Raw genomic sequence first — 23,936 nt, 5'->3', positions numbered from 1 at the left:
GGCAACAGCGCGGTGGTCCCACCTGACCCCATGCCGAACTCAGAAGTGAAACGCCGTAGCGCCGATGGTAGTGTGGGGTCTCCCCATGCGAGAGTAGGGAACTGCCAGGCATCAAACAAGTGAAGAAGCCCATCCTGACGGATGGGCTTTTTTGCGTCTGTACATCAGAAAAAAGAACGATTATCGACTCAGTTGAGCCTGTTTCCCTCCGAAAACGGGCCAGCAAAGGCGGTCGAAAAGGTATTACACTTCCGGCCACCGGGTTTGATTACGCCATCTCACCAATCGTTTTACGAAAACGCACCAACGCAATCGTAAAGAATGCTGCCCCGATCGCCAGCAGCGTCAGGAACTGCGGCCACACGATGGAAAAATCGGCCCCGCGATAGAGAATCGCCTGCGCCAGGCTCACAAAGTGGGTCGTCGGCATGGTCTGCATAATATCTTGTACTACCTGCGGCATACTCTCGCGCGGCGTTGAGCCGCCAGACAGCATCTGTAACGGCAGCAAGACCAGAATCATCAGCAGACCAAGCTGCGGCATCGAGCGGGCAACTGTCCCCATAAAAATACCAATAGACGTTGTCGCGAAGAGACTTAGCGCCACACCAAGCATAAACAGCGGAATCGAACCCTCTATGGGAACCTGCAAAATCCCCTGAACCATCAGCATCAGCGATAGCCCGGAAACAATCAGGACAACCAGCCCCATCGACCATACTTTGGCGAGCATGATCTCAAACGGCGTCACCGGCATCACCAATAGGTGTTCAACCGTGCCGTGCTCACGTTCGCGGATCAGCGCCGAACCGGCCAGCACAATCGCCAGCATGGTGATATTGTTGATGATGGCCATCACCGCGCCAAACCGCGCCTGCTCAAGGTTTGGATTAAAACGCATGCGCACCGCCAACTCGACCGGCAGCGTACTGTTATCCCGGTAGCGGGCAACAAAGTTGTTCACCTCTCCGCTGACAATATTTTGAATATAGCCATTGCCGGTAAACGCCTGACTCATACGCGTCGCATCAACGTTAACCTGCAAATCCGGTTGCCTGCCTGCCAACACATCTCGTTGAAAATTAGGTGGAATATTGATGGCAAACGTGTAGCGCCCGGCATCCAGTCCCGCATCCATCTCGTCGGCGGTAATCAGCTCTGGCTCGAGAAACCATGGCCGATAAAAGCCATTAATAATTCGTGATGAAAGCTGTGATTTATCCATATCCGCAATGGCGATGGGCGCCAGGTGCAGCGAACCGGGCATCACCGTGGCGGACGAGTAAACCGATACGGTGAAGGCGAAGACAATCAGCGCCAGCATGGCTTTATCACCCAGCAGGCTGCGTAGCTCCTTCACGCCGAGGTTATAAATATTGCGTAATCCGCGCATCATCCCTCCTGTTTTTTCAGCAGCCAAACGGAAAGCCCTAAAACCAATGGCACCGCAATCAGCAGCGGGATAAAGGAGACCCACAGATCGCTAAGCCCCAGCGCTTTAGAAAATGTCCCGCGAGCAATCGTCAGAAAATGGCTGGTTGGGTAGATCTGGCCAATCCATCGGCCTGGCCCTTCCAGGGAGGCAACGGGATCGATCATTCCCGAAAACTGGGTTGCCGGGATAAGCGTGATGATCGCGGTACCAAAGATCGCCGCGATCTGGCTTTTCATAAAGGTGGAGATCAGCAATCCCAGCCCGGTGGCGATAGTGACGTACAGCAGCGCCGCCAGCGTCAGCGTTAGGAAACTCCCCTTATGCTGGACGCCGAAAACAAATACCGACAGGGCGCACAGCAGCAGGAAGTTAAACATCCCGAGCACGATATACGGTATCTGCTTGCCAAGTAAAAACTCGCTGCGGGTGGTGGGCGTTACGTACAGGTTGATGATGGAGCCCAGCTCTTTTTCCCGTACCACGCTGAGTGCGCTGAGCATGGCTGGGATCATCATTAGCAGCAGTGGGATCACGGCCGGAACGATGGCAGGAAGACTCTTCACGTCAGGGTTATAGCGATAGCGTGTCTCAATAGAAACCAGCGAAACATCGCCGCTGGCATTCGGCTGTAGCCCCGCCATCTCCTGCAGCCAGGCTAAATGCATCGCCTGCACATAGCCGCGAACTGTCTCGGCCCGGTTTGGCATTGCGCCATCCACCCACACGCCAATCTCCACCGGCGTACCGCGCGCGATGTCGCGGCCAAAGTTTGGCGGAATTTCGATGGCAACGGCTAGCTCACCGTCGCGCATTCGCCGGTCGAGCTCGTCATAGCTGGCCAGCGGTGTGCGTTCGATAAAGTAGCGTGATCCGGCAATATTTTGCGTCCAGCGCTGGCTGCTTACCGTTTGATCGCGGTCGAGTACCGCGAAACGCAGATCTTCCACGTCCATGCTGATCCCATAGCCCATGATGAACATCAGGATCACCGTTCCCAGCAAGGCCAGCGTCGATCGTACCGGATCGCGCCGCAATTCCAGCGCCTCGCGACGGCTGTAGCTAAACAGGCGGCGCAGGCTAAACGCCTGACGCGGCTGCTCTGGCGCGGCGTCGGTGTTGACTGGCGCATCGGACATCTGTGCGTCGGGAGCCGGGTCGGCGGCGTCTTTCAGCCAGGCAATAAACGCCTCTTCCAGGTTTGCGGCGCCGCGCTGCTTGACCAGCGCCGCCGGGGTATCGCTGGCCAGCACTTTGCCCGCGTGCATCAGCGACATTCGGTCGCAGCGTTCCGCTTCATTCATAAAGTGGGTGGAAATAAAGATGGTCACTTTATCCTGGCGGGCCAGGTCGACCATCAGCTGCCAGAACATATCGCGGGCCACTGGATCAACGCCGGAAGTGGGTTCATCAAGGATCAACATTTCCGGGCGATGGATCACCGCCACCGCCAGCGACAAACGTTGGCGGATACCGAGCGGCAGCGCGCTGGGCAGCGTATCCTCTACGTCGCGCAGCATGAAACGTTCGGTCATCTCAGCGACACGGGCGGAGATCTCGGCATCGGGAATATGGAAAAGCCGTGCGTGTAGCTCCAGGTTCTGCCTTACGCTCAACTCGCTGTAAAGTGAAAACGCCTGCGACATATAGCCCACCCGGCGACGGGTCTCGATATCTTTTGGATCGACCGGCTGGCCAAACAGCCAGGCTTCCCCTTCGCTGGCTGGCAGCAAACCGGTCAGCATCTTCATGGTGGTGGATTTCCCGCAGCCGTTGGAGCCGAGGAAGCCAAAGATTTCACCGCGGGCAATACGGAAGTTAACATGGTCGACGGCAACAAAATCGCCGAAGCGCATGGTCAGCCCGCGCGCCTCAATGGCGATCTCTTCTTCGCGGGTATCGCGCGGTGGGATAATCACCTGCTGGTGCGCATTACGCTGCGCTTCTGGCAGCAGCGCGATAAATGCCTGTTCCAGCGTCTGGGTAGCCGTTTGCGTTCGGAGGGTTTCGGCGCTGCCGGTGGCCAACACTTCCCCGGCGTTCATGGCGACCAGCCAGTCGAAGCGCTCGGCCTCTTCCATATAGGCAGTGGCTACCAGTACGCTCATCTCCGGCTGACGTTCACGAATGCTGTCGATAAGCTCCCAGAACTGCGCCCTTGAAAGGGGGTCGACCCCGGTCGTCGGTTCGTCGAGAATCAACAGTTCCGGATCGTGGATCAGCGCGCAGCATAACCCCAGCTTTTGCTTCATTCCGCCGGAAAGTTTCCCCGCTGGACGGTCGCGGAACGGGGCCAGCCCGGTACTTTGCAGCAGCGAGTCGATGCGGCTTTCGCGCGCACTTTTATCATGACCAAACAGGCGAGCAAAAAAGTCGACATTTTCATACACCGACAACGTGTGGTAGAGGTTTTTACCTAGCCCCTGCGGCATCCAGGCGATTTTCGGGCACACGTCGCGGCGATGGTGGGCATCGCGCATATCTCCGCCCAGTACCATCACGTTGCCCTGCTCGATGGCTCGCGCGCCGGCAATCAGCGACAACAGGCTGGATTTGCCTACGCCGTCTGGGCCAATCAGGCCCACCATACAACGGGAGGGCAGGGTCAGCGTGATGTCACGCAGCGCGGTAGTGGCACCAAAATGCTGACTGACGTTTTCCAGCCGGGCGACCGCAGGGTAGATATCCTGTTTCATTGCGGCAGCCTCACCGCCAGCTCGGCAGGCCACGGCAGCTTATTATCCAACCGCACATAGGCCATCCCCGGCAGGCCAGTTTTCACGTACTCAAGATGTTCTTCCAGCAGCTCTGGCGGGATACGCGCCTTCACGCGGAACATCAGTTTTAGCCGCTCATCGCTGGTTTCTACGGTCTTCGGCGTGAACTGGGCGACGCTGGCGACAAAGCTGATATTGGCGGGGATCACCAGATCGGGGGCGGCGTCGAGGACGATGTGCACTTCACTGCCGATGGCCAACAGGCCCGCCTGTTCGGTTGGCAGGAAGAAGGTCATGTAGACGTCGGCCAGATCGACCATATTCAGTACCCGACCACCGGCGGCCAGCACTTCACCCGGCTCGGCAACGCGGTACTGAATGCGCCCATCGCGCGGGGCTTTCAGCGTGCTATCGTCAATGTCGGCCATGATGCGGCGTTCGGTGGCCTGAGCGGCTTCGACGCGGGTTTGCGCCTGAATAATACTGGTGCGTGCGGCTTCGATGGCGGCTTTGGCGGCTGAAACCTGCGCTCTGGCGGATTCGAGTGCCGCACGTCCGCTTTCGGCGGCGGCACGGTCATCGTCAAGCTGCTGCGCGGATACTGCGCCGCGCTGGGACAGCGTGCTGGAGCGGGCATGGCGTTTTGCGGTGGAATCGAGCTCCGCCTGACGCTGCTTCACCACCGATTCGCTGGCCCGCATTTCGCTTTGCCGCTGATCGAGCAGCGCGCGGGCGGCGGCCACGGCGCTTTGTGCCTCTTTGATTTGTGCGGCGGCTTCCAGACGCTGCTCGTTCAGTACCCGGGTATCCATCTGCGCCAGCACTTCGCCCTGGCGAACAAACTGTCCCTCTTTGACCAGAATATTGTCGATACGCCCGGCGGTTTTGGTGGCGATATCCACCTCGGTGGCTTCAATTCTGCCGTTGCTGCTGGCGAACCCGTCCGGCAATCCTGGTGGACGCAGCGCCCACCACGCCACGGCGGCAACGACCACCGCGACACCCACGAGATACCAGGCCCAATGCCGTTTGATTTTGTCCATACGCTACCCGCTCTGTTCCCTGTTGCTGAGTGGCGCGCGTTTCGTGATGAAAATGGGGAAGGATGCTGTGAAGAGTGCTACTCATGTGGTCATCATCAGCAATCCTGGCCGTAAATGAAACACGCATAAATATAGCTATCGTCAATATCATACTAACACTGACCTGACTTATGTCCATACTTGTAACAGGGTCTTGCAAAGGCATTAACACGAAACATCAAAACACGGTGCGGACATCCGTCAGGCGGATGCCCGTGCGGCGTTCAGAACAGTACCGGTAGTCCCAGCCCGCGTTTGACGGCATGCAGCGTCTGCTGTGTCACTTCGTGCGCCCGCTCGCTGCCCTGGCGTAGTAGCGCCATTAGCTGTCCTTTGTCCTGAATCACGCTGGCGCGGCGTTCGCGGATAGGAGCCAGCAGCTCCTGCAAGCAGCTCTCTAGCACATTTTTACACTGCCTGTCGCCAAGGCCACCGCGCTGATAATGCGCTTTCATTTCGGCGACCAGAGCCTTATCCGGATGGAAAGCATCCAGATAGGTAAAGACCACGTTACCTTCGATTTGCCCCGGATCGGCCACCCGCAGATGATTGGGGTCGGTATACATGGCACTCACCGCTTGGTGGATTTCGGTTTCACTGGCCGAAAGCGTCAGCGTATTGCCTAACGATTTCGACATTTTCGCCCCGCCGTCGATACCCGGTAGACGGCTGACGTCGCTCAGCAGCGCTTTGCAGTGGCGCAGCACTGGTGTGGTCGTCAGGCTATTCATCTTGTGCACAATCTCGTTGGTTTGCTCAATCATTGGCAGTTGGTCGTCGCCCACCGGCACAAAGTCTGCGTTGAAAGCCGTAATGTCTGCGGCCTGGCTTATCGGATAGGCCATAAAACCCACCGGCAGCGCGCGGGAGAAGCCTTTCTGCGCAATCTCGTTTTTGACCGTAGGATTACGCTCGACGCGGGCGACGGTGACGATATTCATATACAGCGCGGTCAGCTCAGCCAGCGCGGGGAGGGCTGACTGTAGGCAAATGGTGGTGTGCTGCGGATCGATGCCGACGGCCAGATAATCGGCCATCACTTCAAGGATGTTGTGGCTGATTTTCTGCGGATTGCTGCCGTTATCCGTCAGCCCCTGAAGATCAGCAATCAGGATAAACTGTTGATGTTCATACTGAAGCTGGACGCGTTGGCGTAAAGACCCCACGTAGTGGCCGAGGTGCAGTTGCCCGGTTGGACGGTCGCCGGTCAGGATTGTGTGGAGGGTGTTCATCAGAGACTCCTTATCATGCATTGAGCCGAAAGACGCCACTGAGAAACAACAAAGCCGCCTTTCGGCGGCTTCTGGAAAATAGGTAACGTAACCCGTGCCGCCTGTTATGCAGGCAGCCACCAACGGTTTGAGCGAAGGACGGTCACATTTGTGTTCATCTTTTTATCCTGCCACCAAACAGGGGCCGTTGTCCACTCTTAGACCCTGTGATTTTGTTCCGCGAAGAAGAGGGCTTGTTGCAATCGTCGAAAGTTAATAATTAGAAGAATAATGCCCCCGGCGGTTATATTTATTGTCTTTACTGAAAAAGAATTTATCAGCGGAAAATATAAAACCATTCCGTTTCACATGCTCAAAGATGACCTCTTTAATAATAATAGATTAGATAATTCTAATTCTGTAGGAATAATTAAGTATCTTTTTTAGCGCATGTATAATGAAATGATGATTTTGTTGATTGCGCTTGCGATTATCTTCGTAGGACTGATATTTTTTATTGATTGAATTGCTCGATATTTACGAAAAAATACCAATGCGTTGCTTTACAAGCGTTTATTTGTTTCTAGAATGACTATTGATGTCATAACTATTTAAACCAATCAACTTACCTTCAGCATGAAAAAAACATTATTAGTGACTGCACTATTTTGTGCCCTGCTGACTTCGGGCGTTACGGTGATATTTCTTATTCATGAGGTCGACTCGGATGATACCGCTATTTGTCGCCTTGAACTTTCCCGAAAAGCCTTGTTAAGGGTAAAAGATGACTACTTACGAGGCCGTTTCCCCCACTGGTATCGCGAAAAAAGCACCCTCGGTACACTGACGCCAGAGCTGGTATTTGGCAAAGTGACTATTGAGGATGATGAATACCGCGTGCCGTTCGTTGCCAAAGGCCCCGCCACCACGCTCGCCCGTATTGGTTTTGTCGACTGCGCCTTGATGGATGTGGAATACATCGCCGGAAAGTAGGGCCATTGTGCATTCCATGCGGTTTAGCGGTTGCGTTCCTTGATACTTATCATGGTAAGTATTATCGTACCTGTACGACATAACCGGAGATCGTCATGACTGAAGATGAACTGTTTGCCCGCCGCCCGATGGGGATGCGTATGGCGATGGTTGTACGCCAATGGCGATCTATCATCGATCATGCGATTACCGATACCGGCCTGACCCAGTCCAGTTGGACGGTGCTGATGCAGCTCCATCAATTGGGCGATAACGTGTCGGTGAGCGAGCTGGCGGAGATGCAGGGGATTGAGCTGCCGCCGCTGATGCGCACGCTCACGCTGCTGGAGCAGCAGGGCTATCTGCTGCGCACGGTTTCGCCGTATGACAAACGCATTCGCCTGCTGACGCTCACCGATGAAGGTCGGTCCGTGCTCCAGACGCTAAACCAGGTGATTGAAGCGTTCCAGACTCGGGTATCACACGATATCCCCGCCGAAGACATCGCGAAGTTTAGCGACACCCTGAATCACATTGCCTGCAATCTGCGGATTATCCGCGAAGAGAATAACAAAACCGAATAACACCATGATGACGCCAGAACAAAAGTTTGCCCGCTGGGTAAGGGTCAGTATTGTCTCTTTCCTGCTGATGTTTGCCTATTTTATCGTCGCTGATATCTGGATCCCGCTCACCCCGGACTCCACGGTGATGCGCGTGGTGACGCCGATCTCCTCGCGCGTCTCCGGCTATGTGTCGCAGGTCTACGTGCATAACAACAGCGCAGTGAAAAAAGGCGATCTGCTGTACGAGCTCGATCCCACGCCTTTCCAGAATAAGGTCGATGCTGCCACGCTGGCGCTGGCGCAGGCCAAACTGAGCAACCAGCAGCTTGATGCGCAAATTGCTGCCGCCGAAGCGAACCTGAAAACCGCGCAGTTCACCGCGCGTAACGATCGGGTGACCTACGATCGCTATCAGCGTTTAAGCAGTATGCAGAACGTCTCACAGGCGGATCTCGATAAAGTTCGCACCACCTGGCAGACCAGCGAACAGTCGGTCGCCGCGCTGCATGCCACCATTCATAATCTGCAAATCCAGCGCGGTGAACGTGACGATAATCGCAACGTGACGCTTCAGCAGTATCAGACCACGCTACAGGAAGCGCAGTTGAACCTCGGCTGGACGAAGATTCGTGCTGAAGCAGATGGTACCGTCAGTAACCTGCAGCTGAGCCCAGGGCTGTACGCGGCAGCAGGCAGCGCGGTGATGGCTGTCGTGAATCAAAACACCGATATCGTCGCTGATTTCCGCGAAAAGAGCCTGCGTCATACCAAACAGGGTACTGATGCGGCGGTAGTCTTTGATGCGTTTCCCGGTAAAGTGTTTGCCGCGAAGGTCACCAGCAGCGATGCCGGTATTCTCGCAGGCCAGGAAGCGGTGAACGGTGAACTGTCGCAGCCCGAGCAGTCGACCCGTTGGGTGCGTGACGCGCAGCGTATGCGTATCCACGTCGCCCTCGATGAACCGCTGGAGAAAACGCTGCCGACCGGTGCACGTGCCACGGTGCAACTCTACAACAGTGAAGGTGCCTTTGCGCGCTTCTTCTCCGGGCTGCAAATCCATCTTATAAGCTGGCTGCACTATGTCTATTAACACCCTCGCGCAGGTCTTTACCCCTCACGGAAACATCGTCTATACGGCGAATGATTTCCGTCAGACCATGCGCATTTCTATCGCCGGGACGATTGCACTGAGCATTTCGACCTTTTACGACACCCACTACGGCGTCTTCTTTGTGGTTTATCCACTGCTGCTGATGTCGCTGGTGCCGGTGTTTAACCGCCACGTTGCCAAACAATTTATCTTTAGCGCGTCGCTAAACTGCCTCGAAATGGTGCTGATCATCGGTTATCTCAGCCAATGGCCGGTGATCATGACGGCGGTGGTGTTCGCACTGTACGTGGTGCGCTTTCGCTTTATGAGTAAAGGGCCGCTGTTTTTATTCGGCTCAATGGGCGTGGTGTGCCAAAGCGTGATGCTCAACTTTATGAGCTATCCGACCGCTAACTGGCATACGCTGTTGTTTTCTAACATCGAAGCTAGCGTGATGGCGGTGGCGCTGAGCGCGCTGCTGCATTACCTGATCCCGGATGTGGAACCGCGTAAGCCGCCGCCGCTGATTGAAAAAGACGCCGCCCGCGTGCGCCACGAATCGCTGCTCTCCGGCACCGTAGCGACGATCATCTTCGTCGTTTTCCAGATAAGCGATCTGAGCGACTCGCTCTCGGCGCTGATGGCCGGGATCCTGATCCTCTTCCCGATGCACTATCGCGGCGCGGTGATAAGCTCGATCTGGCGCGTGGCGGGCGTGGTGCTGGCCTGTCTGTATATTCTGGTGGTACAGCTGATCCTCTACGATCACAGCAGCCATATGCTGCTGATGATGCCGCTGATTGGCCTTGGCCTTGCCTTTAGCGCACGGCTGCACGTGATGGAAAAAGTCGGCGCGGGCGTAGGTTTTGCCAGTATCACCACCATCGGCATCATGTTCGGCCAGAATCTCCAGCCGGATGGCGATCTGGTATTCAGCGATCTCTACCGCGCAACCTCGGTGACGGTATCGCTGCTGGCGACCCTGACGATGGTCTTTATTCTCCATCGTCTGCTCAACTGTTTTGCCCCAACGCGATTTATTGTGAAGTAGCTCACTTCAGAACGCTGATTCTTCTCCCTCATCTGTGCTTACAATAGCCGCTCGCCGTAGTGGCCTGAGGGAGAAGACGATGTGGAAGACGCGCGCGCTGGAGCTCAATAACCAAGAGTTCTGGAACTGGGACAAAGCCTGCGAGCTGGTGCAATGGGCCGTTCGCCATGATTTTAATACCGTGGTGGTCGGGCAGGTCGATCTGTTCGACAAGCTGGTTTCCCCCAAGGGCTACACCCCGCATCAGTACAACGATCGCCTCTCCAGCCAGCAGCGCGCTCGCTGCGTCTACCTCAACCGGTTGGCCGGCTACTGTCAGAAAAACGGGCTGAAATTCTATCTCCAGGCAAAAGAACTCAGCTTTCCGGCCGATCTACTGGCGGCGCATCCGCAGCTGATTGATAAAGACGGCAGCATTCGTTTTGATGTCGAATTCTGGTGCCAGTACCTGGCGGATAAGCTCACCTTGTTGTGCCAGCAAATTCCGGCGATGAGCGGGCTGCTGGTGGCGCTTTCCAACACCGACGGCCTGCTGCCGATCTCCCGACCGAACTGGGAACTGACCGGGCAGGATGATCCCTCTCCGCATATCGATCCCCGCAGTCTGTCCCGCTATAGCCAATGTTTTAGCGCGATGGCGCGTGCGGTGATGCGGGAGAACAAACACCTGGTACTGCGCGCCTTCCCGGCAGGAAACCACGATATCAGCAATGTGATGGAAGCCATCCGAACGTTGCCTTCCTGTGTGTCGGTGTCGATCAAGCTGACGCCGGAACGCTTCTGGCCGACGTTTCCCAATAATCCGGCGCTGGTGGATGTGGAAGACCGCGACGTATGGGTCGAACTGGATCTGGTGGGCGAAGAGGTGGGCTGGGGCGTGCTGCCATTCCCGCGCATTGATGAACTGCAGGGGCGTTTGCTGTGGTGCCGGGGCAATGCCGCCATTACCGGCGCGGTATGTAAAACCAGCTGGGAAGGGGTCGATAATCACTGGGTGATGGGGACGCTCAGCGAATGTAACCTCGTGGCCTGTAGCCAGATCCTGGCGCGGGAAAATGAGCATCTAACCCACGCGGCGCTGCTCACCCATTGGCTGGATGAGAGCTACGGCTGGCGCCCTGATGAGGTGATTTTTGGCGAGTTTCAGCAACTGCTGGCGCAGGCGGGCCAGGTGTTGTATCAGGCCATCTATGTACGCGACCACGTTTTTCATCGCCACAGCCAGGTGCCGGAAAGCTATGGCCAGGCGGTTTGGAGCCTGTACGGACAGCTCAATCGCAACCACTGGCTGCCGGGTTCCGAGCGGGATATCTTTTTCAGCGCCAGCGACGTGGGCATTTCCGGCCGTAACCTGTCGCTGATTGCCGAAGAAAAAGACCGTGCCTATCAGGCGGCGCAGACTCTGCGCGAGCAGGCGCTAGCTTTTGCCGACCGCGCGGCGTTTCCTTTCTCGCTGCATCGCCGCTGGCTGGAAGAGTGGCAGGGCTTTGATCTCTATTGTCTGCTGTTCCGCCATGCGCAAAAAGCCTTCTTCACGCTCCATTTTGCCCGGCTGGTGGAGAACAGCTGGAGCATGCGAGAGATTTGCCAGGTGAATATCCAGGAACTTTATCGCTGTGCTTCCGAGATGGATAGCTTCTGCGCCCAGCATGCGGAGGCCTCTCCGGGGTTACACGTTCTGTTCGATCCCACGCGCGTCCGGATGCTTGCGGACAGCCTGAGCCATGAGCTGACGCTATTGAAAGGATAAAATGTGATGTTCGTCACCCTCTAATGCGTCATCCATGCCGGGAAACGTGAGTTTTCCCGGTGGCGGCGGCGAGGGTAAATTTTTAAGTGTGATGATTATCACGTTTTACTCTCCCCGCCGACGCAGATTGTGAATGACCAGTCAGTTCCATTAAACCGTCCTCGCAGATGCATGGCACGCCTCCCGCCCTTTCTTTGACAATATCGCCCATTCACCAAGCGGTAATTGAGGGGATTCACATGAGGCTGGTAGCGGGTAAGGCGCTGACGCATTTTACGGTTTCGGCACCGCATAATGAGCGGTTTGCGGAGTTTTTCACGGGCGAAGCGCGAGATGAGGCGATGGATTATCACTTCGCCAACGGCAAAGGTCCGGCGGAGGACTCCTTTTGCCGGCGTATTTTCCGTCGCGACGTCGCCCGGCGCGAAGTCTCACCGGAACGTGCGTTACCGGCCGCCGCGGTGACCTACGTCGGAGCCAGCGATACCGTGACCTTTTCCGGCGTGCAGCCCGTTGCCACCCATAGCCAGCGTTGGCTGCGCGTCACGCTGCATGCCGCGAAAGCTGGCTGTTATCCGTTTGAGATAGCCACCTGCGGCGGCGTTCGTATCTGGTGCAACGGCGTACAGGCCGCCTGCTTTACGCCATTTACCCGCAATACGCTGCAAACATCGCCCGTGGAGATAACCCTTCAGTCCGGCGGTAATACGCTGCTTGTCCATCTTGACGAGCTGTTTGAGCGTGACACTATTTTCGCTTTCCGCATGACCTATCTTGCAGGAGAACCGCTGGAAGCCGAGCTGCCTGATGTGAATCACGCCGACGCAGAAACGCTGCAGGCATTTATGGATTCGTTACCGGCGAGCGTGGTTACTCGCCATTCAACGTTCCATCTTCCGTGTCTGGCCGATGTCAGCCTTACGCTAAGCGGCGCGGTTTACAGCCTGGGCAACGACTGTATCGCCACCTGTCCGCTGGACTTTGGCTCGCTGAAAACGGGTCATAATGGCCTGATCCTCCCGCTCCCGGACACGCTTGGTATCGGCCATTATCGGCTGGAACTCACCGCCTCGCTGGGCGATGTGGTCATGAGCCGCAGCCTGAGCGTTACCGTCCTGAGCGACGCGCCGTTACCCGGCGGAGAAGGCGTACTGGAAACCCGTAAGCGCGAGGCGCTTAGCTATATTGCGCGACACGGCGTACCGCGCACCGGCCGCCTGCTGGCGATGCTGCACGTTGGTGAGAGCGGCCCGCAGGCGCAGGAGCTGCTCATCACTACGCTACAGCGCATCAGCGCCCGCCAGGACTGCTCGGATTTCTCCATGGTGCCGCTGCTGTGGATTTGGCGCGATTTTCATGGCGAACATTTCCCGGCGGTGCTGTGGAACCGCGTGCGCTCGGCCATACTTGGCTATCGCTACTGGTATGACGAACTGGGCAACGACGTGATGTGGTTCTGGAGTGAGAACCACGCGCTGTGCTTCCACGTCGCCCAGTATTTGGCCGGGCAGATGTTCCCGGACGAGTTGTTTATCGCTTCTGGCCGCAGGGGACGCGAGCAGATGGCGATTGCCAGCCAGCGCCTACAGACCTGGTTTGATGCCGTGGAGCAGCAGGGGTTCGTGGAGTGGAATTCTGCCCCTTATTATCCGGTGGACTACATTGGCCTGTTTGCGCTCTATCAGTTGGCCGAGGATAGAGCGCTGCGTCAGCGCGCCCGTCGGCTGATCGACCGCCTGATGCTGACCAGCGCGCTGCACTATCAGTCCGGTATTGCGGCTGGCACCATGGGACGGGTGTATGAAAAAGAGCTGCTCGCCAGCCCACTTACTGAGCTTTCCGCCTTTGGCCACGTGGCGTGGGGCGGTGGGCATGCTAACCGCAAATGCGCCTCGCTGCCGTTTTTCTGCTTGAGTGATTACGCGCCACCGGTGGAGACGGCGCACTATGCCCGCTTGCGCCACGGGGCGCTGAGCGCGTATTACCAGTGCGGCGGCGGCAATATTGTGGCGTGGAAACAGCCGGCGGTCAGCCTTTCAAGCTGCGTTAATCACCATAGCGGTGAACGTGGGCATCAGCAGCATCTGATTGATGTTCAGTTTGCCACTCGCCCCGACGCGCGTCTGTGGATCAACCATCCCGGTGATGTGCAGCCGGGCAGCGAAGCGCGCCCCTCCTTCTGGGCCGGTAACGGTGTACTGCCGCGCGTGATGCAGGTGAACAATCGGGCGCTGATGCTGTGGCGATTGCCTGAAGGTGAACGTCTAAACTGGACACATCTCCACTTGGCCGCTGAAGCCTTTGATGAGGTACGCCCGCTGGCGCAGGGCTATGCGGTACGTGCCGGCAACGCTTTTGCGATGATTCTTTGCTCGCAGCCGTTAATCGTCAATGGCGATGAAGTGCGTGCCGAAGGCAGCCATGTCGCGTGGTGGCTGGAGGTGGGTGAGGGCGATGTCTCGGCGTTTCGCACCTTCTGTCAGCGCGGTGATGCGCTGCGTATTGCGCTGCAGGGCGATAGCGCGCGGGTCATTGACGCCAGCCGTACCGTGATGCAACTGAGCTGGCAGGGTGAATGCCAGAACGACGGCATGAGCGCCGTCTTCCCTACGCTTGCCGGCAATGAACTTCAGGTTGTTTTTTCAGGAGAATCACAATGAACAACGACGCGTTAAATACCCTGTTGGAACAGGTGGTACAGGGTTTCTGTCGCCTGAAAAATATCGGTGAAGTGGGTAACGGCAGCGAAGGTTTTGCGATCCACTTTGAAGAGTGGGAATGGGAAGTGGGCGTTGGTCTGTATGGCTTCTGGCAGTACGCGCGCCAGCAGGGTGACGAGGGTCTGCAACAAGCGATCCTCGCCTGGTACGAAGGCCAACTGGCGAAAGGGCTACCGGAGATCCAGATCAACACCACCGCACCGATGATCACCCTGGCGCTAGTGGCCGGGCATACCGGCCGTCAGGATCTGCTGGCGGTCGTGAATAGTTGGGCCGATGATCTGCTGCGCACTTTGCCGAAAACCGAAGAGGGCGGCTTCCAGCATGTGGTTAAGGAGCAACCCAATACGGGTCATCTGTGGGACGATACGTTGTTTATGACCTGTCTGTTTCTCGGTACCGCGGGCGTCGTGCTAAAGCGCAAGGATCTGATCGACGAAGCGTCGTACCAGTTCCTGCTGCATACCCGTTATCTGTGCGAACCGGCCAGCGGCCTGTGGTATCACGGTTGGACATTTGTCGGTAAACACCATTTCTCCAAAGCTTTCTGGGGGCGCGGCAACGCCTGGATCACCGTGGCGATCCCAGAGTTTATCGCGCTGCTGGGGGATAGCCTCGATGCCAGCGTGCAGCGCTATCTGTCGGCGGTGGTGGCGCGTCAGGTGAATACGCTTTGCGACGTGCAGGCCGATAATGGCATGTGGCATACGCTGCTGGACGATCCGCTGTCACCGCAGGAATCTTCCGCCACCGCCGGGATCGCCTACGGTATGTTGCGCGGTGTACGGATGGGGATCCTTGATGAGAAAGCGGCCGATCATGCGCTGCGGGCGTGGCACGCGCTGCGCGACAGGATCGACGATCGTGGGATCGTGCTGGAAGCGTCAAAGGGGACCATGGTCGGTCCGGATCTTCAGTACTACTGCGATATTGCTATGGCGCCCGTGCCGTACGCTCAGGCGCTGATGATGCTGCTGTTGCTGGAGCTTCAGCAGGAGAGATGGCAGTAGTGACAACCGTGGCGCGGCGTTTTGGACAACGCAGCGCCGGTTTAAATGCCTAACTCTCGCGTGTAGACCCGCGATGATTCGCCCCACGGATGATAGCCCAGGCCGTTGAAAACGAAGCCCGCTTTCTCGTAAAACCCTTCGATATCGGTGCACAGATGCAGCTGGTCAAACCCAAGCTCACGGGTGCGCCGGGCGATATGGTCAATCAGCCGGCGGGCCAATCCCTGCTGGCGATACTCGGGGTCGATATAGAGCGCACACAGCCACGGGTAGAGCTCGCCGCGGCTGATGAAATCGTTCGTAATTAGCCCCGCGCAGCCGATAATCCGCTCGCCGTCCTGCAGCCAGTACCACTGCGGCAGCGGGTTTTTCGCTCCCGGCGTGCGGCGCAGCGCGTCGTCGTAAACCATCATCGATTCTTCCGATGCCCATTGCTGCTGGAAGTAGGCGATAACCGCTGCCATTTTCTGCGGGTGTTCGCGCAGTGAATAAATTACAGCGTGTTGAGTCATAAAATTTTCTTCACATCCATCTCTTCCTGAATGCGTTCGCTCCACGCTAAATGGGTGCGAATCGCCTCCTCGATCCCGGCGTTGTAAAAGGCCGGGCCCAGTTTATCGATAACGAAATCGACAAAAAACTCGGCGTCGAATTGTTCCAGCTCCAGCTCAAAATGCTCTGAGCAGTAGTCGGAAAGCTGGTCGCGTAGCCGTTCGCGCTCGGCGGGGGTGAGGGTGATTTCCGTGGTCATAAGGACTCCTGTCAGCAAGATAAACGGTAGGCCGGATAAGGCGAAGTGCCCGGTTTTGTCGCACATTGTAGATTGAGATACCCGGGGCGACCACCGGGTTGGGCGTCCCTCCGGGAACCCAATCCCGGCGTTTCCCTAATTTATTGGTTTAGGGGAACGGCGTTAGCCGTTTATTTCAGATTGAGATAACTGGGGCGACCACCAGGTTGGGCGTCCCTCCGGGAACCCAATCCCGGCGTTTCCCCTAATTTATTGGCTTAGGGGAGCAGCGTTAGCCGTTTATTTCAGATTGAGATATCCGGGGCGACCACCGGGTTGGGCGTTCCCTCCGGGAAGCCAATCCCGGCGTTTCCCCTAATTTATTGGCTTAGGGGAATGGGTTATCCCGCCTGACAGCTATCAATATCACAAAGTCGACTTTGTCACCCGGCGGAATATTTCTATATTCGGGTTTCTGACCATTTAAAGGGGCGCAATCATGACTGCTGTGAAGACTGCTGATACCGATTTTCCTTTATTAAATTTACGCCGCGTGGCGGGTAACATCGGCGCGGAGATCCGCGACATTCGTCTTTCCGCTGATCTGGATGCCGAGACGTTTGCCCAGGTGGAGGCGGCGCTGGTCAAATATAAGGTGCTGTTCTTCCGCCAGCAGGGCCACCTCACCGATGCCGAACACCAGGCTTTTGGCGCGCGGTTTGGCAAGATTGTGCCTCACCCGACGGTACCGTCCCCGGAAGGCACCAAACTGTTTGAGCTTGATGCCTCGAAAGGCGGTGGCCGCGCCGACTCCTGGCATACCGACGTCACCTTCGTTGACGCCTTCCCGAAAATTTCTATTCTGCGCGGCGTCACCATCCCGGAATACGGCGGCGATACCGTGTGGGCCAACACCGCCCGCGCCTATGAACAGCTGCCGGAGACCTTAAAACGCTTCGTCGATACCCTGCGCGCGGTGCACAGCAACGACTATGACTATGGCGCCGAGCGCACGGTAGTGGAAACGCACCGCCTGGCGCACCATCAGAAAGTTTTCGTCTCCGCGCTGTGGGAAGCCGAACACCCGGTGGTGCACGTCCACCCGGTTAGCGGCGAACGTGCGCTGCTACTGGGGCACTTTGTGAAACGGCTGGTGGGCTTTAGCTCGCGTGAGTCTGCACAGCTGTTCGAGCTGTTGCAAAACCGTATTATCCGCCTCGATAACACCGTGCGCTGGCAGTGGCAGCAGGACGATGTGGTGATTTGGGACAACCGCAGCACCCAGCACTATGCGGTGAACGACTATGACACCCAGCCGCGCGTCGTGCGCCGGGTGACGGTCGAAGGGGAGATTGCGGTAGGCGTCGACGGCAGCAAAAGCCGCACGGTTTCCCGGCCACAGGATGCGGCGAATAGCGCTGAATCAGCGGTTAGCGCCGCTTCTTAACGTTTCAGGTGGGCGGTGGATTCATCCCACGCCATCGCCACCTTCACCGCCTCCCCCAGCTGTACCATCACCTCGCGATGCTTGTCGATTGGCGGCAGCGCGCAGTTGATCCGCAGGCAGTTGCGGTATTTTCCCGACGCAGAAAACAGCGATCCCGGTGCCACCTGGATCTTCATTCGACACAGCTGCTGGGCGACGCACACCATATCTACCTGCTCGGGCAGCTCAACCCACAGCATATAGCCGCTCAGCGGGCGCGTGACGCAGATCCCGCAGGGGAAAAACTCGCGCAGCCAACAGGTGTAGATCTCCATGTTGCGCTGGTAGATCTGCCGCATCCGACGGACGTGGCGGTGGTAGTGGCCTTCACGAATAAAGTTGGAGGCGGCAAGCTGCGTTGACGGGACGTTGGTGCCGTTGGCGGCGTATTTCATCTGCAGCAGCTTGTCGTAGTAGCGGCCAGGGGCTATCCAGCCGATGCGCAGCCCGGGAGCAATAGTTTTGGTAAACGAACTGCAGAGCATCACCCGGCCGTCGATATCCCATGAGTGAATGGTGCGCGGGCGCGGATATTCGGTTGCCAGCTCACCGTAGATATCATCTTCAAAAATGACGATATCGTAGCGCTGGGCGAGATTCAGCACCGCGCGCTTGCGGGCGTCTGGCATGATAAAGCCCTGCGGGTTGTTGCAGTTGGGAACGAGGATCACCCCTTTGATCGGCCACTGATCTAACGCCATTTCCAGCGCTTCGACGCTGATCCCCGTGTTGGGATCGGTGGGGATCTCAATGGCTTTCAACCCCAGCCCGCGCAATAGCTGCATGGTGCCGTAGTAGGTGGGGGATTCGACGGCGATGATGTCGCCGGGCTGGCACACCGACAGCAGCGCCAGCGACAGCGCGCTGTGGCAGCCGCTGGTGATGATCAGATCGTCGGCGTTGACTACCGATCCACCGTCGAGCATCAGGCGGGCGATCTGTTCGCGAAGCTCGCGGCGACCGGCCAGTTCGTCGTAGCTCAGCACGTCGACGATATTGTGCTGTATCACGCGGCTCATCTCGCGCCACAGCGGCTTCAGGCTTGGCTGGGTGACGTCCGGTGAGCCGCCGCCGAAGGGAATAATCGACTTATCGTTACGGGCATCCAGCATGTTCAGCACCTGATCCCACTGGGTGATTTCTACCGGGCGCTGCACCGGGCGCGACATCGGTGGCACCGGCGGCTGGGCCTTCTGCGGCGCGACGAAATAGCCGGATCGCGGCTGCGGGGTGATCAGCTGGCGCTGTTCCAGCGTCTGATAGGCCTGCTGTACGGTACTGATGCTGACGCCGTGCTCCTGGCTCAGGCTGCGTACGGAGGGGAGTTTTTCGCCGTGGCGATACAACCCTTGTTCAATACGTTCGGCCAGCAGATTGGCCAGGTGTTGGTAACGCGTCATCGCTGTATCCCCAGTTATCGCCATACAGATTAAAAAACCAGTACAGTCAGGCGACAAAAACCGCACGCAGATACCGTTTTAGCGAATCTGTATGTTAAATAAAAGTGTTTTTTGAATCTGTATTGCATAGCGGGAAATACGTGAAGATAAAGCCTCTGACAAGATGAGGAGGTGGAGTATGGAATTTCACGAGAACCGGGCAAGACAGCCGTTTATCGGCTTTATTTTACTGTGGCACTTTATGAAAAAATGGTGGCGTGTGCAGAAAACCCGCCGCATTTTGCAGCGAATGAGCGATGAACAGCTGAAAGATGTCGGGCTGCGTAGAGACGATGTGTATTAAAGAGAGATAGGGCGACGGTGACTCTTTGTCGCCCTATGCGTCTTATCCCACAAAGGCATGCCACAAAACCCAGCCGCCGAAGGCCAGCAGAATACCGCCCGCCAGGCGTTCAATCCTCCAGATAAGATGCTTAAGGCGGTGCTGCACCTGCGGTAAGGCAATCAGCACGACCAGCAGCAGATCCCACAACAGCACCACGGCGGTCATCCAGATCCCGCAGGCTGCCTGCTGAATGAACGTCACATGAGGCCCGAGCAGCGCGGTCATCAGCGCCAGATAAAACAGCGCATTCTTGGGATTCAGCAGCGATGAGCCCAGCCCCAGTAGCAGCTGTTTGCCTAACGAAGGAGATGTTGAACGCACGGAATGCGATGGCGTTTCCCTCGCCCGGCTGCGCAGGAGATGGCTGCCAATCCACAGCAGATAAACGGCACCGAGCAACTCGACGGCGTTAAACAGCAGCGGCATCTGACGCAGCAGATCTGAGCCAACCACCACCAGCAAAATATACAGGCCGTTACCCGCCGCAATGCCGAGGCATAAGCCGATACTGCCGCGCAGGCGGTAGCGGATGGCGTAGCCGACCAGTAAAAAGAAGTCCGGCCCGGGGCTCAGCAGCGCCAAAAAATGCGCCACGGCCAGGGCAGGAAACGCCGGGGGAAGCAATTGTGTAATCCATTCCATAATGACCTCAGCAAAGAAACTGAGGCCAGCTTAGGCGGCGGGCGGGGCTATTTATTGTCGGATATTGATCGCCCTTTTGCGTATTGGCGCGGCGTGGCGGCGGTGTAGCTGACGAAGGTTTTGTGGAAATGGCTCTGATCGGCAAAGCCGCTTTGATAGCCGACGTCGGCTATCTCGTCCCCGGCGCGCAGGCGCGCTTTGGCGTACTCCACCCGCGAGATGTTGAGAAAACTGCCCGGCGTCAGCCCGGTATCGCGTTTAAAGGTCCGTATTAATGTCTCTTTGCGCAGCGAAAACCGCTTTGCGAGTTCATCGAGCGTCGGCGGGAAGGCGAGGTCAGAAAGCAGCGCCTGCTGTAGCCGCTGGCTGGTGGTCTGCGGGGGTGCTGAAGTATTCGTGCCACCTGGAAGCGCGGTTAGCAGCGCTTCCAGCGCCGTCGGGGACATCTTGTTGGCGACGTTAAGGTACAGGCTGAACAGCGCATCGTCGCGGATCACCTGCTGGGCAAAGGGGAGTGGCGTGTCGATATACAGCATGTGATAGCTGCGTGGCTGCCCCTGTTGCGGGTTACAGCTGTGCGGCGCGTGGGCTGGTATCACGATGAGATCGCCGGGCGCCAGCAGATATTCCTGATCCTGGCAGATGCAGCGAGTGTTCCCTTCAAGGATTGCGCCGATCGACAGTTGCGCGTGGCTGTGGCGCTTGTACGCCTGAGTGCTCTGCCAGGTGCTGCGCAGCTCCAGCCCGGGCGTGCGGATGAAGGTCTGGTGGATTTCGCGCGGTGTGGTCATGGGCTCGTCCTTGTGGGTTTATTTTTATATACCACATCCAGACGGTATCGGCAGGGTTACGCCAGTAAAAGTAAAATTGAAATGATTCGCTTTGGATCACATTTAGTTATTTATTGTATCAATAATTCATATCACAACTCACAGTTCGCGTGGAAACTATTCGCATGAAATACATTAAATCAATGTGATTGCTAGTATCAATTCGCTAATCATACACCTGCAAGAGGATACAATGAAAAATAGAAATCGTATGATCGTGAACGGTATTGTGACTTCCCTGATCTGTTGTTCTAGCCTGTCAGCGCTGGCGGCAAGCCCGCCAACCGAGGTTAAGATCGTTCGCGATGAATACGGCATGCCGCATATTTACGCCGATGATACCTATCGACTGTTTTACGGCTATGGCTACGTGGTGGCGCAGGATCGCCTGTTCCAGATGGAAATGGCGCGCCGCAGTACTCAGGGGACCGTCTCCGAGGTGCTGGGCAAAGCATTCGTCAGTTTTGATAAAGATATTCGCCAGAACTACTGGCCGGATTCTATTCGCGCGCAGATAGCTTCTCTCTCCGCTGAGGATAAATCCATTCTCCAGGGCTATGCCGATGGCATGAATGCGTGGATCGATAAAGTGAACGCCAGCCCCGATAAGCTGTTACCCCAGCAGTTCTCCACCTTTGGTTTTAAACCCAAGCATTGGGAACCGTTTGATGTGGCGATGATTTTTGTCGGCACCATGGCGAACCGTTTCTCTGACAGCACCAGCGAAATTGATAACCTGGCGCTGCTGACGGCGCTAAAAGATAAATACGGCAAGCAGCAGGGCATGGCGGTCTTTAACCAGCTGAAATGGCTGGTTAATCCTTCCGCGCCAACCACCATTGCGGCGCAGGAAAGCGCCTATCCGCTGAAGTTTGATCTGCAAAACACGCAAACGGCGGCGCTGCTGCCGCGCTACGACCAGCCGGCACCGATGCTCGACCGCCCGGCAAAAGGGGCCGATGGCGCGCTGCTGGCGCTGACCGCCGATCAGAACCGGGAAACTATCGCCGCGCAGTTCGCGCAAAGCGGCGCTAACGGCCTGGCTGGCTACCCGACCACTAGCAATATGTGGGTGATTGGCAAAAACAAAGCCCAGGATGCGAAGGCCATTATGGTCAATGGGCCGCAGTTTGGTTGGTATGCGCCGGCGTACACCTACGGTATCGGCCTGCACGGCGCGGGCTATGACGTCACCGGCAATACGCCGTTTGCCTATCCGGGCCTCGTTTTTGGTCACAACGGCACCATTTCATGGGGATCCACCGCCGGTTTTGGTGATGATGTCGATATCTTTGCCGAAAAACTTTCCGCCGAGAAGCCGGGCTATTACCAGCATAACGGCGAGTGGGTGAAGATGTTGAGCCGCAAGGAGACTATTGCGGTCAAAGACGGCCAGCCGGAGACCTTTACCGTTTGGCGCACGCTGCACGGCAACGTCATTAAAACCGATACTGCGACGCAGACCGCCTATGCCAAAGCGCGCGCCTGGGATGGCAAAGAGGTGGCGTCCCTGCTGGCGTGGACGCACCAGATGAAGGCCAAAAACTGGCAGGAGTGGACGCAGCAGGCGGCCAAACAGGCGCTGACCATCAACTGGTACTACGCCGATGTGAACGGCAATATCGGCTATGTGCATACCGGCGCCTATCCGGATCGCCAGCCCGGCCACGACCCGCGTTTGCCGGTTCCCGGCACTGGAAAATGGGACTGGAAAGGGCTGCTGTCGTTTGATTTGAATCCGAAAGTGTATAACCCGCAGTCGGGCTATATCGCCAACTGGAACAACTCGCCGCAAAAAGACTACCCGGCCTCTGATCTGTTCGCGTTCCTGTGGGGCGGTGCGGATCGAGTTACTGAGATCGACACGATCCTCGATAAGCAACCGCGCTTCACCGCCGATCAGGCGTGGGATGTGATCCGCCAGACCAGCCGTCGGGATCTCAACCTGCGGTTGTTCTTACCGGCGCTGAAGGACGCCACCGCGAACCTGGCGGAAAACGATCCGCGCCGCCAACTGGTGGATAAACTGGCGAGCTGGGACGGTGAAAACCTTGTCAACGATGACGGAAAAACCTATCAGCAGCCGGGCTCGGCGATCCTGAATGCCTGGCTGACCAGCATGCTCAAGCGCACGGTGGTCGCCGCGGTACCGGCGCCGTTTGGCAAGTGGTACAGCGCCAGTGGCTATGAAACCACCCAGGACGGCCCAACCGGCTCGCTGAACATCAGCGTGGGGGCGAAAATCCTCTACGAAGCTCTGCAGGGTGATAAGTCGCCAATCCCGCAGGCGGTCGATCTGTTTGGCGGGAAACCGCAGCAGGAAGTGGTACTGGCGGCGCTGGACGACGCTTGGCAGACGCTGTCAAAACGCTACGGTAACGACGTCACCGGCTGGAAAACCCCTGCCATGGCGCTTACCTTCCGGGCCAATAACTTCTTCGGCGTGCCGCAGGCGGCAGCAAAAGAGGCGCGTCATCAGGCGGAGTACCAGAACCGCGGTACGGAAAACGACATGATTGTCTTCTCACCGACGTCGGGCAACCGCCCGGTTCTTGCCTGGGATGTGGTGGCGCCGGGGCAAAGCGGTTTTATCGCGCCGGATGGCAAAGCCGATAAGCACTATGACGATCAGCTGAAAATGTACGAGAGCTTTGGCCGTAAATCGCTGTGGTTAACGCCTCAGGACGTTGACGAGCACAAAGAGTCTCAGGAAGTGCTGCAGGTACAGCGCTAACGTTTCGGCCTCCCCCGGCTTGGGATGCGGGGGAGGTTTTCTCAGAAACCTCCGTTTATACCCAACTTTACGCCCGCAGCCAGTCATATTGACTACCCTTAATACCCTAAGCGGTAAAAACAAGGAGA

Annotated in this window: 19 protein-coding genes and 1 rRNA gene; 11 read left to right on the top strand and 9 right to left on the bottom strand. The window is 57.1% G+C overall.

Annotated elements, in window-relative coordinates; genetic code table 11:
* Positions 1-110, top strand: a 5S ribosomal RNA gene (gene rrf / locus KCR01S_RS12705); the annotation flags it as partial.
* A gap of 158 nt (positions 111-268) precedes the next feature.
* On the opposite strand, the gene KCR01S_RS12700 is transcribed toward rrf, so the two are convergent.
* The 4 genes from KCR01S_RS12700 to trpS all read right to left on the bottom strand — a co-directional run bounded on the left by KCR01S_RS12700 (position 269) and on the right by trpS (position 6,463).
* Positions 269-1,393, bottom strand: a complete 1,125-nt coding sequence (locus tag KCR01S_RS12700; protein WP_061283096.1) for an ABC transporter permease — start codon at positions 1,391-1,393, stop codon at positions 269-271.
* Positions 1,393-4,128: a ribosome-associated ATPase/putative transporter RbbA gene (rbbA, locus tag KCR01S_RS12695; protein WP_061283095.1), complete on the bottom strand. Its 2,736-nt coding sequence runs from the start codon at positions 4,126-4,128 to the stop codon at positions 1,393-1,395. Before rbbA ends, KCR01S_RS12700 begins: the two co-directional genes overlap by 1 nt.
* On the bottom strand, positions 4,125-5,192 hold the full coding sequence (locus KCR01S_RS12690; RefSeq protein ID WP_061283094.1) for an HlyD family secretion protein: 1,068 nt from the start codon (positions 5,190-5,192) through the stop codon (positions 4,125-4,127). The genes rbbA and KCR01S_RS12690 overlap by 4 nt, the downstream gene beginning before the upstream one ends.
* A 263-nt stretch (positions 5,193-5,455) precedes the next feature.
* Positions 5,456-6,463 (bottom strand): tryptophan--tRNA ligase, encoded by a 1,008-nt coding sequence (gene trpS / locus KCR01S_RS12685; protein WP_061283093.1) that lies wholly within the window; start codon positions 6,461-6,463, stop codon positions 5,456-5,458.
* 675 nt (positions 6,464-7,138) lie between these two features.
* On the opposite strand from trpS, the gene KCR01S_RS25155 reads away from it, so the two are divergent.
* From KCR01S_RS25155 to bglB, 7 genes are all read left to right on the top strand, one after another.
* Positions 7,139-7,435, top strand: coding sequence for a YebF family protein (locus KCR01S_RS25155; RefSeq protein WP_167348825.1), 297 nt, complete (start codon positions 7,139-7,141; stop codon positions 7,433-7,435).
* 95 nt (positions 7,436-7,530) lie between these two features.
* Positions 7,531-7,998: a MarR family winged helix-turn-helix transcriptional regulator gene (locus KCR01S_RS12675; RefSeq protein ID WP_061283091.1), complete on the top strand. Its 468-nt coding sequence runs from the start codon at positions 7,531-7,533 to the stop codon at positions 7,996-7,998.
* 4 nt (positions 7,999-8,002) lie between these two features.
* Positions 8,003-9,070: an HlyD family secretion protein gene (locus KCR01S_RS12670; protein ID WP_061283090.1), complete on the top strand. Its 1,068-nt coding sequence runs from the start codon at positions 8,003-8,005 to the stop codon at positions 9,068-9,070.
* Positions 9,060-10,121 (top strand): DUF2955 domain-containing protein, encoded by a 1,062-nt coding sequence (locus tag KCR01S_RS12665; RefSeq protein ID WP_061283089.1) that lies wholly within the window; start codon positions 9,060-9,062, stop codon positions 10,119-10,121. Before KCR01S_RS12670 ends, KCR01S_RS12665 begins: the two co-directional genes overlap by 11 nt.
* A gap of 79 nt (positions 10,122-10,200) precedes the next feature.
* On the top strand, positions 10,201-11,871 hold the full coding sequence (locus KCR01S_RS12660) for a hypothetical protein (protein WP_061283088.1): 1,671 nt from the start codon (positions 10,201-10,203) through the stop codon (positions 11,869-11,871).
* A 239-nt stretch (positions 11,872-12,110) separates the two neighbouring features.
* Positions 12,111-14,531, top strand: coding sequence for a hypothetical protein (locus tag KCR01S_RS12655; RefSeq protein ID WP_061283087.1), 2,421 nt, complete (start codon positions 12,111-12,113; stop codon positions 14,529-14,531).
* Positions 14,528-15,601, top strand: a complete 1,074-nt coding sequence (gene bglB, locus KCR01S_RS12650; RefSeq protein ID WP_061283086.1) for a beta-galactosidase BglB — start codon at positions 14,528-14,530, stop codon at positions 15,599-15,601. The genes KCR01S_RS12655 and bglB overlap by 4 nt, the downstream gene beginning before the upstream one ends.
* Positions 15,602-15,642: 41 nt before the next feature.
* Here the strand turns inward: bglB and KCR01S_RS12645 are convergent, their stop codons facing one another.
* Together KCR01S_RS12645 and KCR01S_RS12640 are read right to left on the bottom strand one after the other, a co-directional pair.
* Positions 15,643-16,113: a GNAT family N-acetyltransferase gene (locus KCR01S_RS12645; protein WP_061283085.1), complete on the bottom strand. Its 471-nt coding sequence runs from the start codon at positions 16,111-16,113 to the stop codon at positions 15,643-15,645.
* Positions 16,110-16,352, bottom strand: a complete 243-nt coding sequence (locus tag KCR01S_RS12640) for a DUF2164 domain-containing protein (RefSeq protein ID WP_061283084.1) — start codon at positions 16,350-16,352, stop codon at positions 16,110-16,112. Before KCR01S_RS12640 ends, KCR01S_RS12645 begins: the two co-directional genes overlap by 4 nt.
* Before the next feature lie 478 nt (positions 16,353-16,830).
* On the opposite strand from KCR01S_RS12640, the gene KCR01S_RS12635 reads away from it, so the two are divergent.
* Positions 16,831-17,778, top strand: coding sequence for a TauD/TfdA dioxygenase family protein (locus tag KCR01S_RS12635; protein WP_061283083.1), 948 nt, complete (start codon positions 16,831-16,833; stop codon positions 17,776-17,778).
* Here the strand turns inward: KCR01S_RS12635 and KCR01S_RS12630 are convergent.
* A complete protein-coding gene (locus KCR01S_RS12630) occupies positions 17,775-19,217 on the bottom strand; it encodes an aminotransferase-like domain-containing protein (RefSeq protein ID WP_061283082.1) in 1,443 nt (480 codons plus the stop codon). The two genes, KCR01S_RS12635 and KCR01S_RS12630, sit on opposite strands and share 4 nt — an antisense overlap.
* A 178-nt stretch (positions 19,218-19,395) precedes the next feature.
* On the opposite strand from KCR01S_RS12630, the gene KCR01S_RS24215 reads away from it, so the two are divergent.
* Positions 19,396-19,560, top strand: a complete 165-nt coding sequence (locus KCR01S_RS24215) for a DUF1127 domain-containing protein (protein ID WP_072277146.1) — start codon at positions 19,396-19,398, stop codon at positions 19,558-19,560.
* Positions 19,561-19,602: 42 nt separating this feature from the next.
* Here the strand turns inward: KCR01S_RS24215 and KCR01S_RS12625 are convergent, their stop codons facing one another.
* Together KCR01S_RS12625 and KCR01S_RS12620 are read right to left on the bottom strand one after the other, a co-directional pair.
* Positions 19,603-20,244 (bottom strand): LysE family translocator, encoded by a 642-nt coding sequence (locus KCR01S_RS12625; RefSeq protein WP_061283081.1) that lies wholly within the window; start codon positions 20,242-20,244, stop codon positions 19,603-19,605.
* Positions 20,245-20,291: 47 nt separating this feature from the next.
* Entirely contained in the window at positions 20,292-21,035 is a 744-nt protein-coding gene (locus KCR01S_RS12620) for a helix-turn-helix domain-containing protein (protein ID WP_061283080.1), read from the bottom strand.
* Between the two features lie 232 nt (positions 21,036-21,267).
* Between KCR01S_RS12620 and KCR01S_RS12615 the strand changes: the two genes are divergently transcribed.
* A complete protein-coding gene (locus KCR01S_RS12615; protein ID WP_061283079.1) occupies positions 21,268-23,808 on the top strand; it encodes a penicillin G acylase in 2,541 nt (846 codons plus the stop codon).
* The last annotated feature ends 128 nt before the right edge of the window (positions 23,809-23,936 follow it).

Source organism: Kluyvera cryocrescens NBRC 102467 (assembly GCF_001571285.1).
Lineage (GTDB): Bacteria > Pseudomonadota > Gammaproteobacteria > Enterobacterales > Enterobacteriaceae > Kluyvera > Kluyvera cryocrescens.
The sequence above is the reverse complement of the archived record's forward strand: the minus strand, read 5'-3'. Positions and strand labels throughout refer to the sequence as shown.

What these genes read in the sequence shown, in the direction of transcription:
- KCR01S_RS12645 (WP_061283085.1), bottom strand. Translation starts at nt 16,113, where the DNA reads ATGACTCAACACGCTGTAATTTATTCACTGCGCGAACACCCGCAGAAA.
- KCR01S_RS12620 (WP_061283080.1), bottom strand. Translation starts at nt 21,035, where the DNA reads ATGACCACACCGCGCGAAATCCACCAGACCTTCATCCGCACGCCCGGG.
- KCR01S_RS12675 (WP_061283091.1), top strand. Translation starts at nt 7,531, where the DNA reads ATGACTGAAGATGAACTGTTTGCCCGCCGCCCGATGGGGATGCGTATG.
- KCR01S_RS12630 (WP_061283082.1), bottom strand. Translation starts at nt 19,217, where the DNA reads ATGACGCGTTACCAACACCTGGCCAATCTGCTGGCCGAACGTATTGAA.
- KCR01S_RS12625 (WP_061283081.1), bottom strand. Translation starts at nt 20,244, where the DNA reads ATGGAATGGATTACACAATTGCTTCCCCCGGCGTTTCCTGCCCTGGCC.
- trpS (WP_061283093.1), bottom strand. Translation starts at nt 6,463, where the DNA reads ATGAACACCCTCCACACAATCCTGACCGGCGACCGTCCAACCGGGCAA.
- KCR01S_RS12690 (WP_061283094.1), bottom strand. Translation starts at nt 5,192, where the DNA reads ATGGACAAAATCAAACGGCATTGGGCCTGGTATCTCGTGGGTGTCGCG.
- KCR01S_RS12655 (WP_061283087.1), top strand. Translation starts at nt 12,111, where the DNA reads ATGAGGCTGGTAGCGGGTAAGGCGCTGACGCATTTTACGGTTTCGGCA.
- bglB (WP_061283086.1), top strand. Translation starts at nt 14,528, where the DNA reads ATGAACAACGACGCGTTAAATACCCTGTTGGAACAGGTGGTACAGGGT.
- KCR01S_RS12665 (WP_061283089.1), top strand. Translation starts at nt 9,060, where the DNA reads ATGTCTATTAACACCCTCGCGCAGGTCTTTACCCCTCACGGAAACATC.
- KCR01S_RS12670 (WP_061283090.1), top strand. Translation starts at nt 8,003, where the DNA reads ATGATGACGCCAGAACAAAAGTTTGCCCGCTGGGTAAGGGTCAGTATT.
- rbbA (WP_061283095.1), bottom strand. Translation starts at nt 4,128, where the DNA reads ATGAAACAGGATATCTACCCTGCGGTCGCCCGGCTGGAAAACGTCAGT.
- KCR01S_RS12635 (WP_061283083.1), top strand. Translation starts at nt 16,831, where the DNA reads ATGACTGCTGTGAAGACTGCTGATACCGATTTTCCTTTATTAAATTTA.
- KCR01S_RS12640 (WP_061283084.1), bottom strand. Translation starts at nt 16,352, where the DNA reads ATGACCACGGAAATCACCCTCACCCCCGCCGAGCGCGAACGGCTACGC.
- KCR01S_RS12615 (WP_061283079.1), top strand. Translation starts at nt 21,268, where the DNA reads ATGAAAAATAGAAATCGTATGATCGTGAACGGTATTGTGACTTCCCTG.
- KCR01S_RS24215 (WP_072277146.1), top strand. Translation starts at nt 19,396, where the DNA reads ATGGAATTTCACGAGAACCGGGCAAGACAGCCGTTTATCGGCTTTATT.
- KCR01S_RS12700 (WP_061283096.1), bottom strand. Translation starts at nt 1,393, where the DNA reads ATGCGCGGATTACGCAATATTTATAACCTCGGCGTGAAGGAGCTACGC.
- KCR01S_RS12660 (WP_061283088.1), top strand. Translation starts at nt 10,201, where the DNA reads ATGTGGAAGACGCGCGCGCTGGAGCTCAATAACCAAGAGTTCTGGAAC.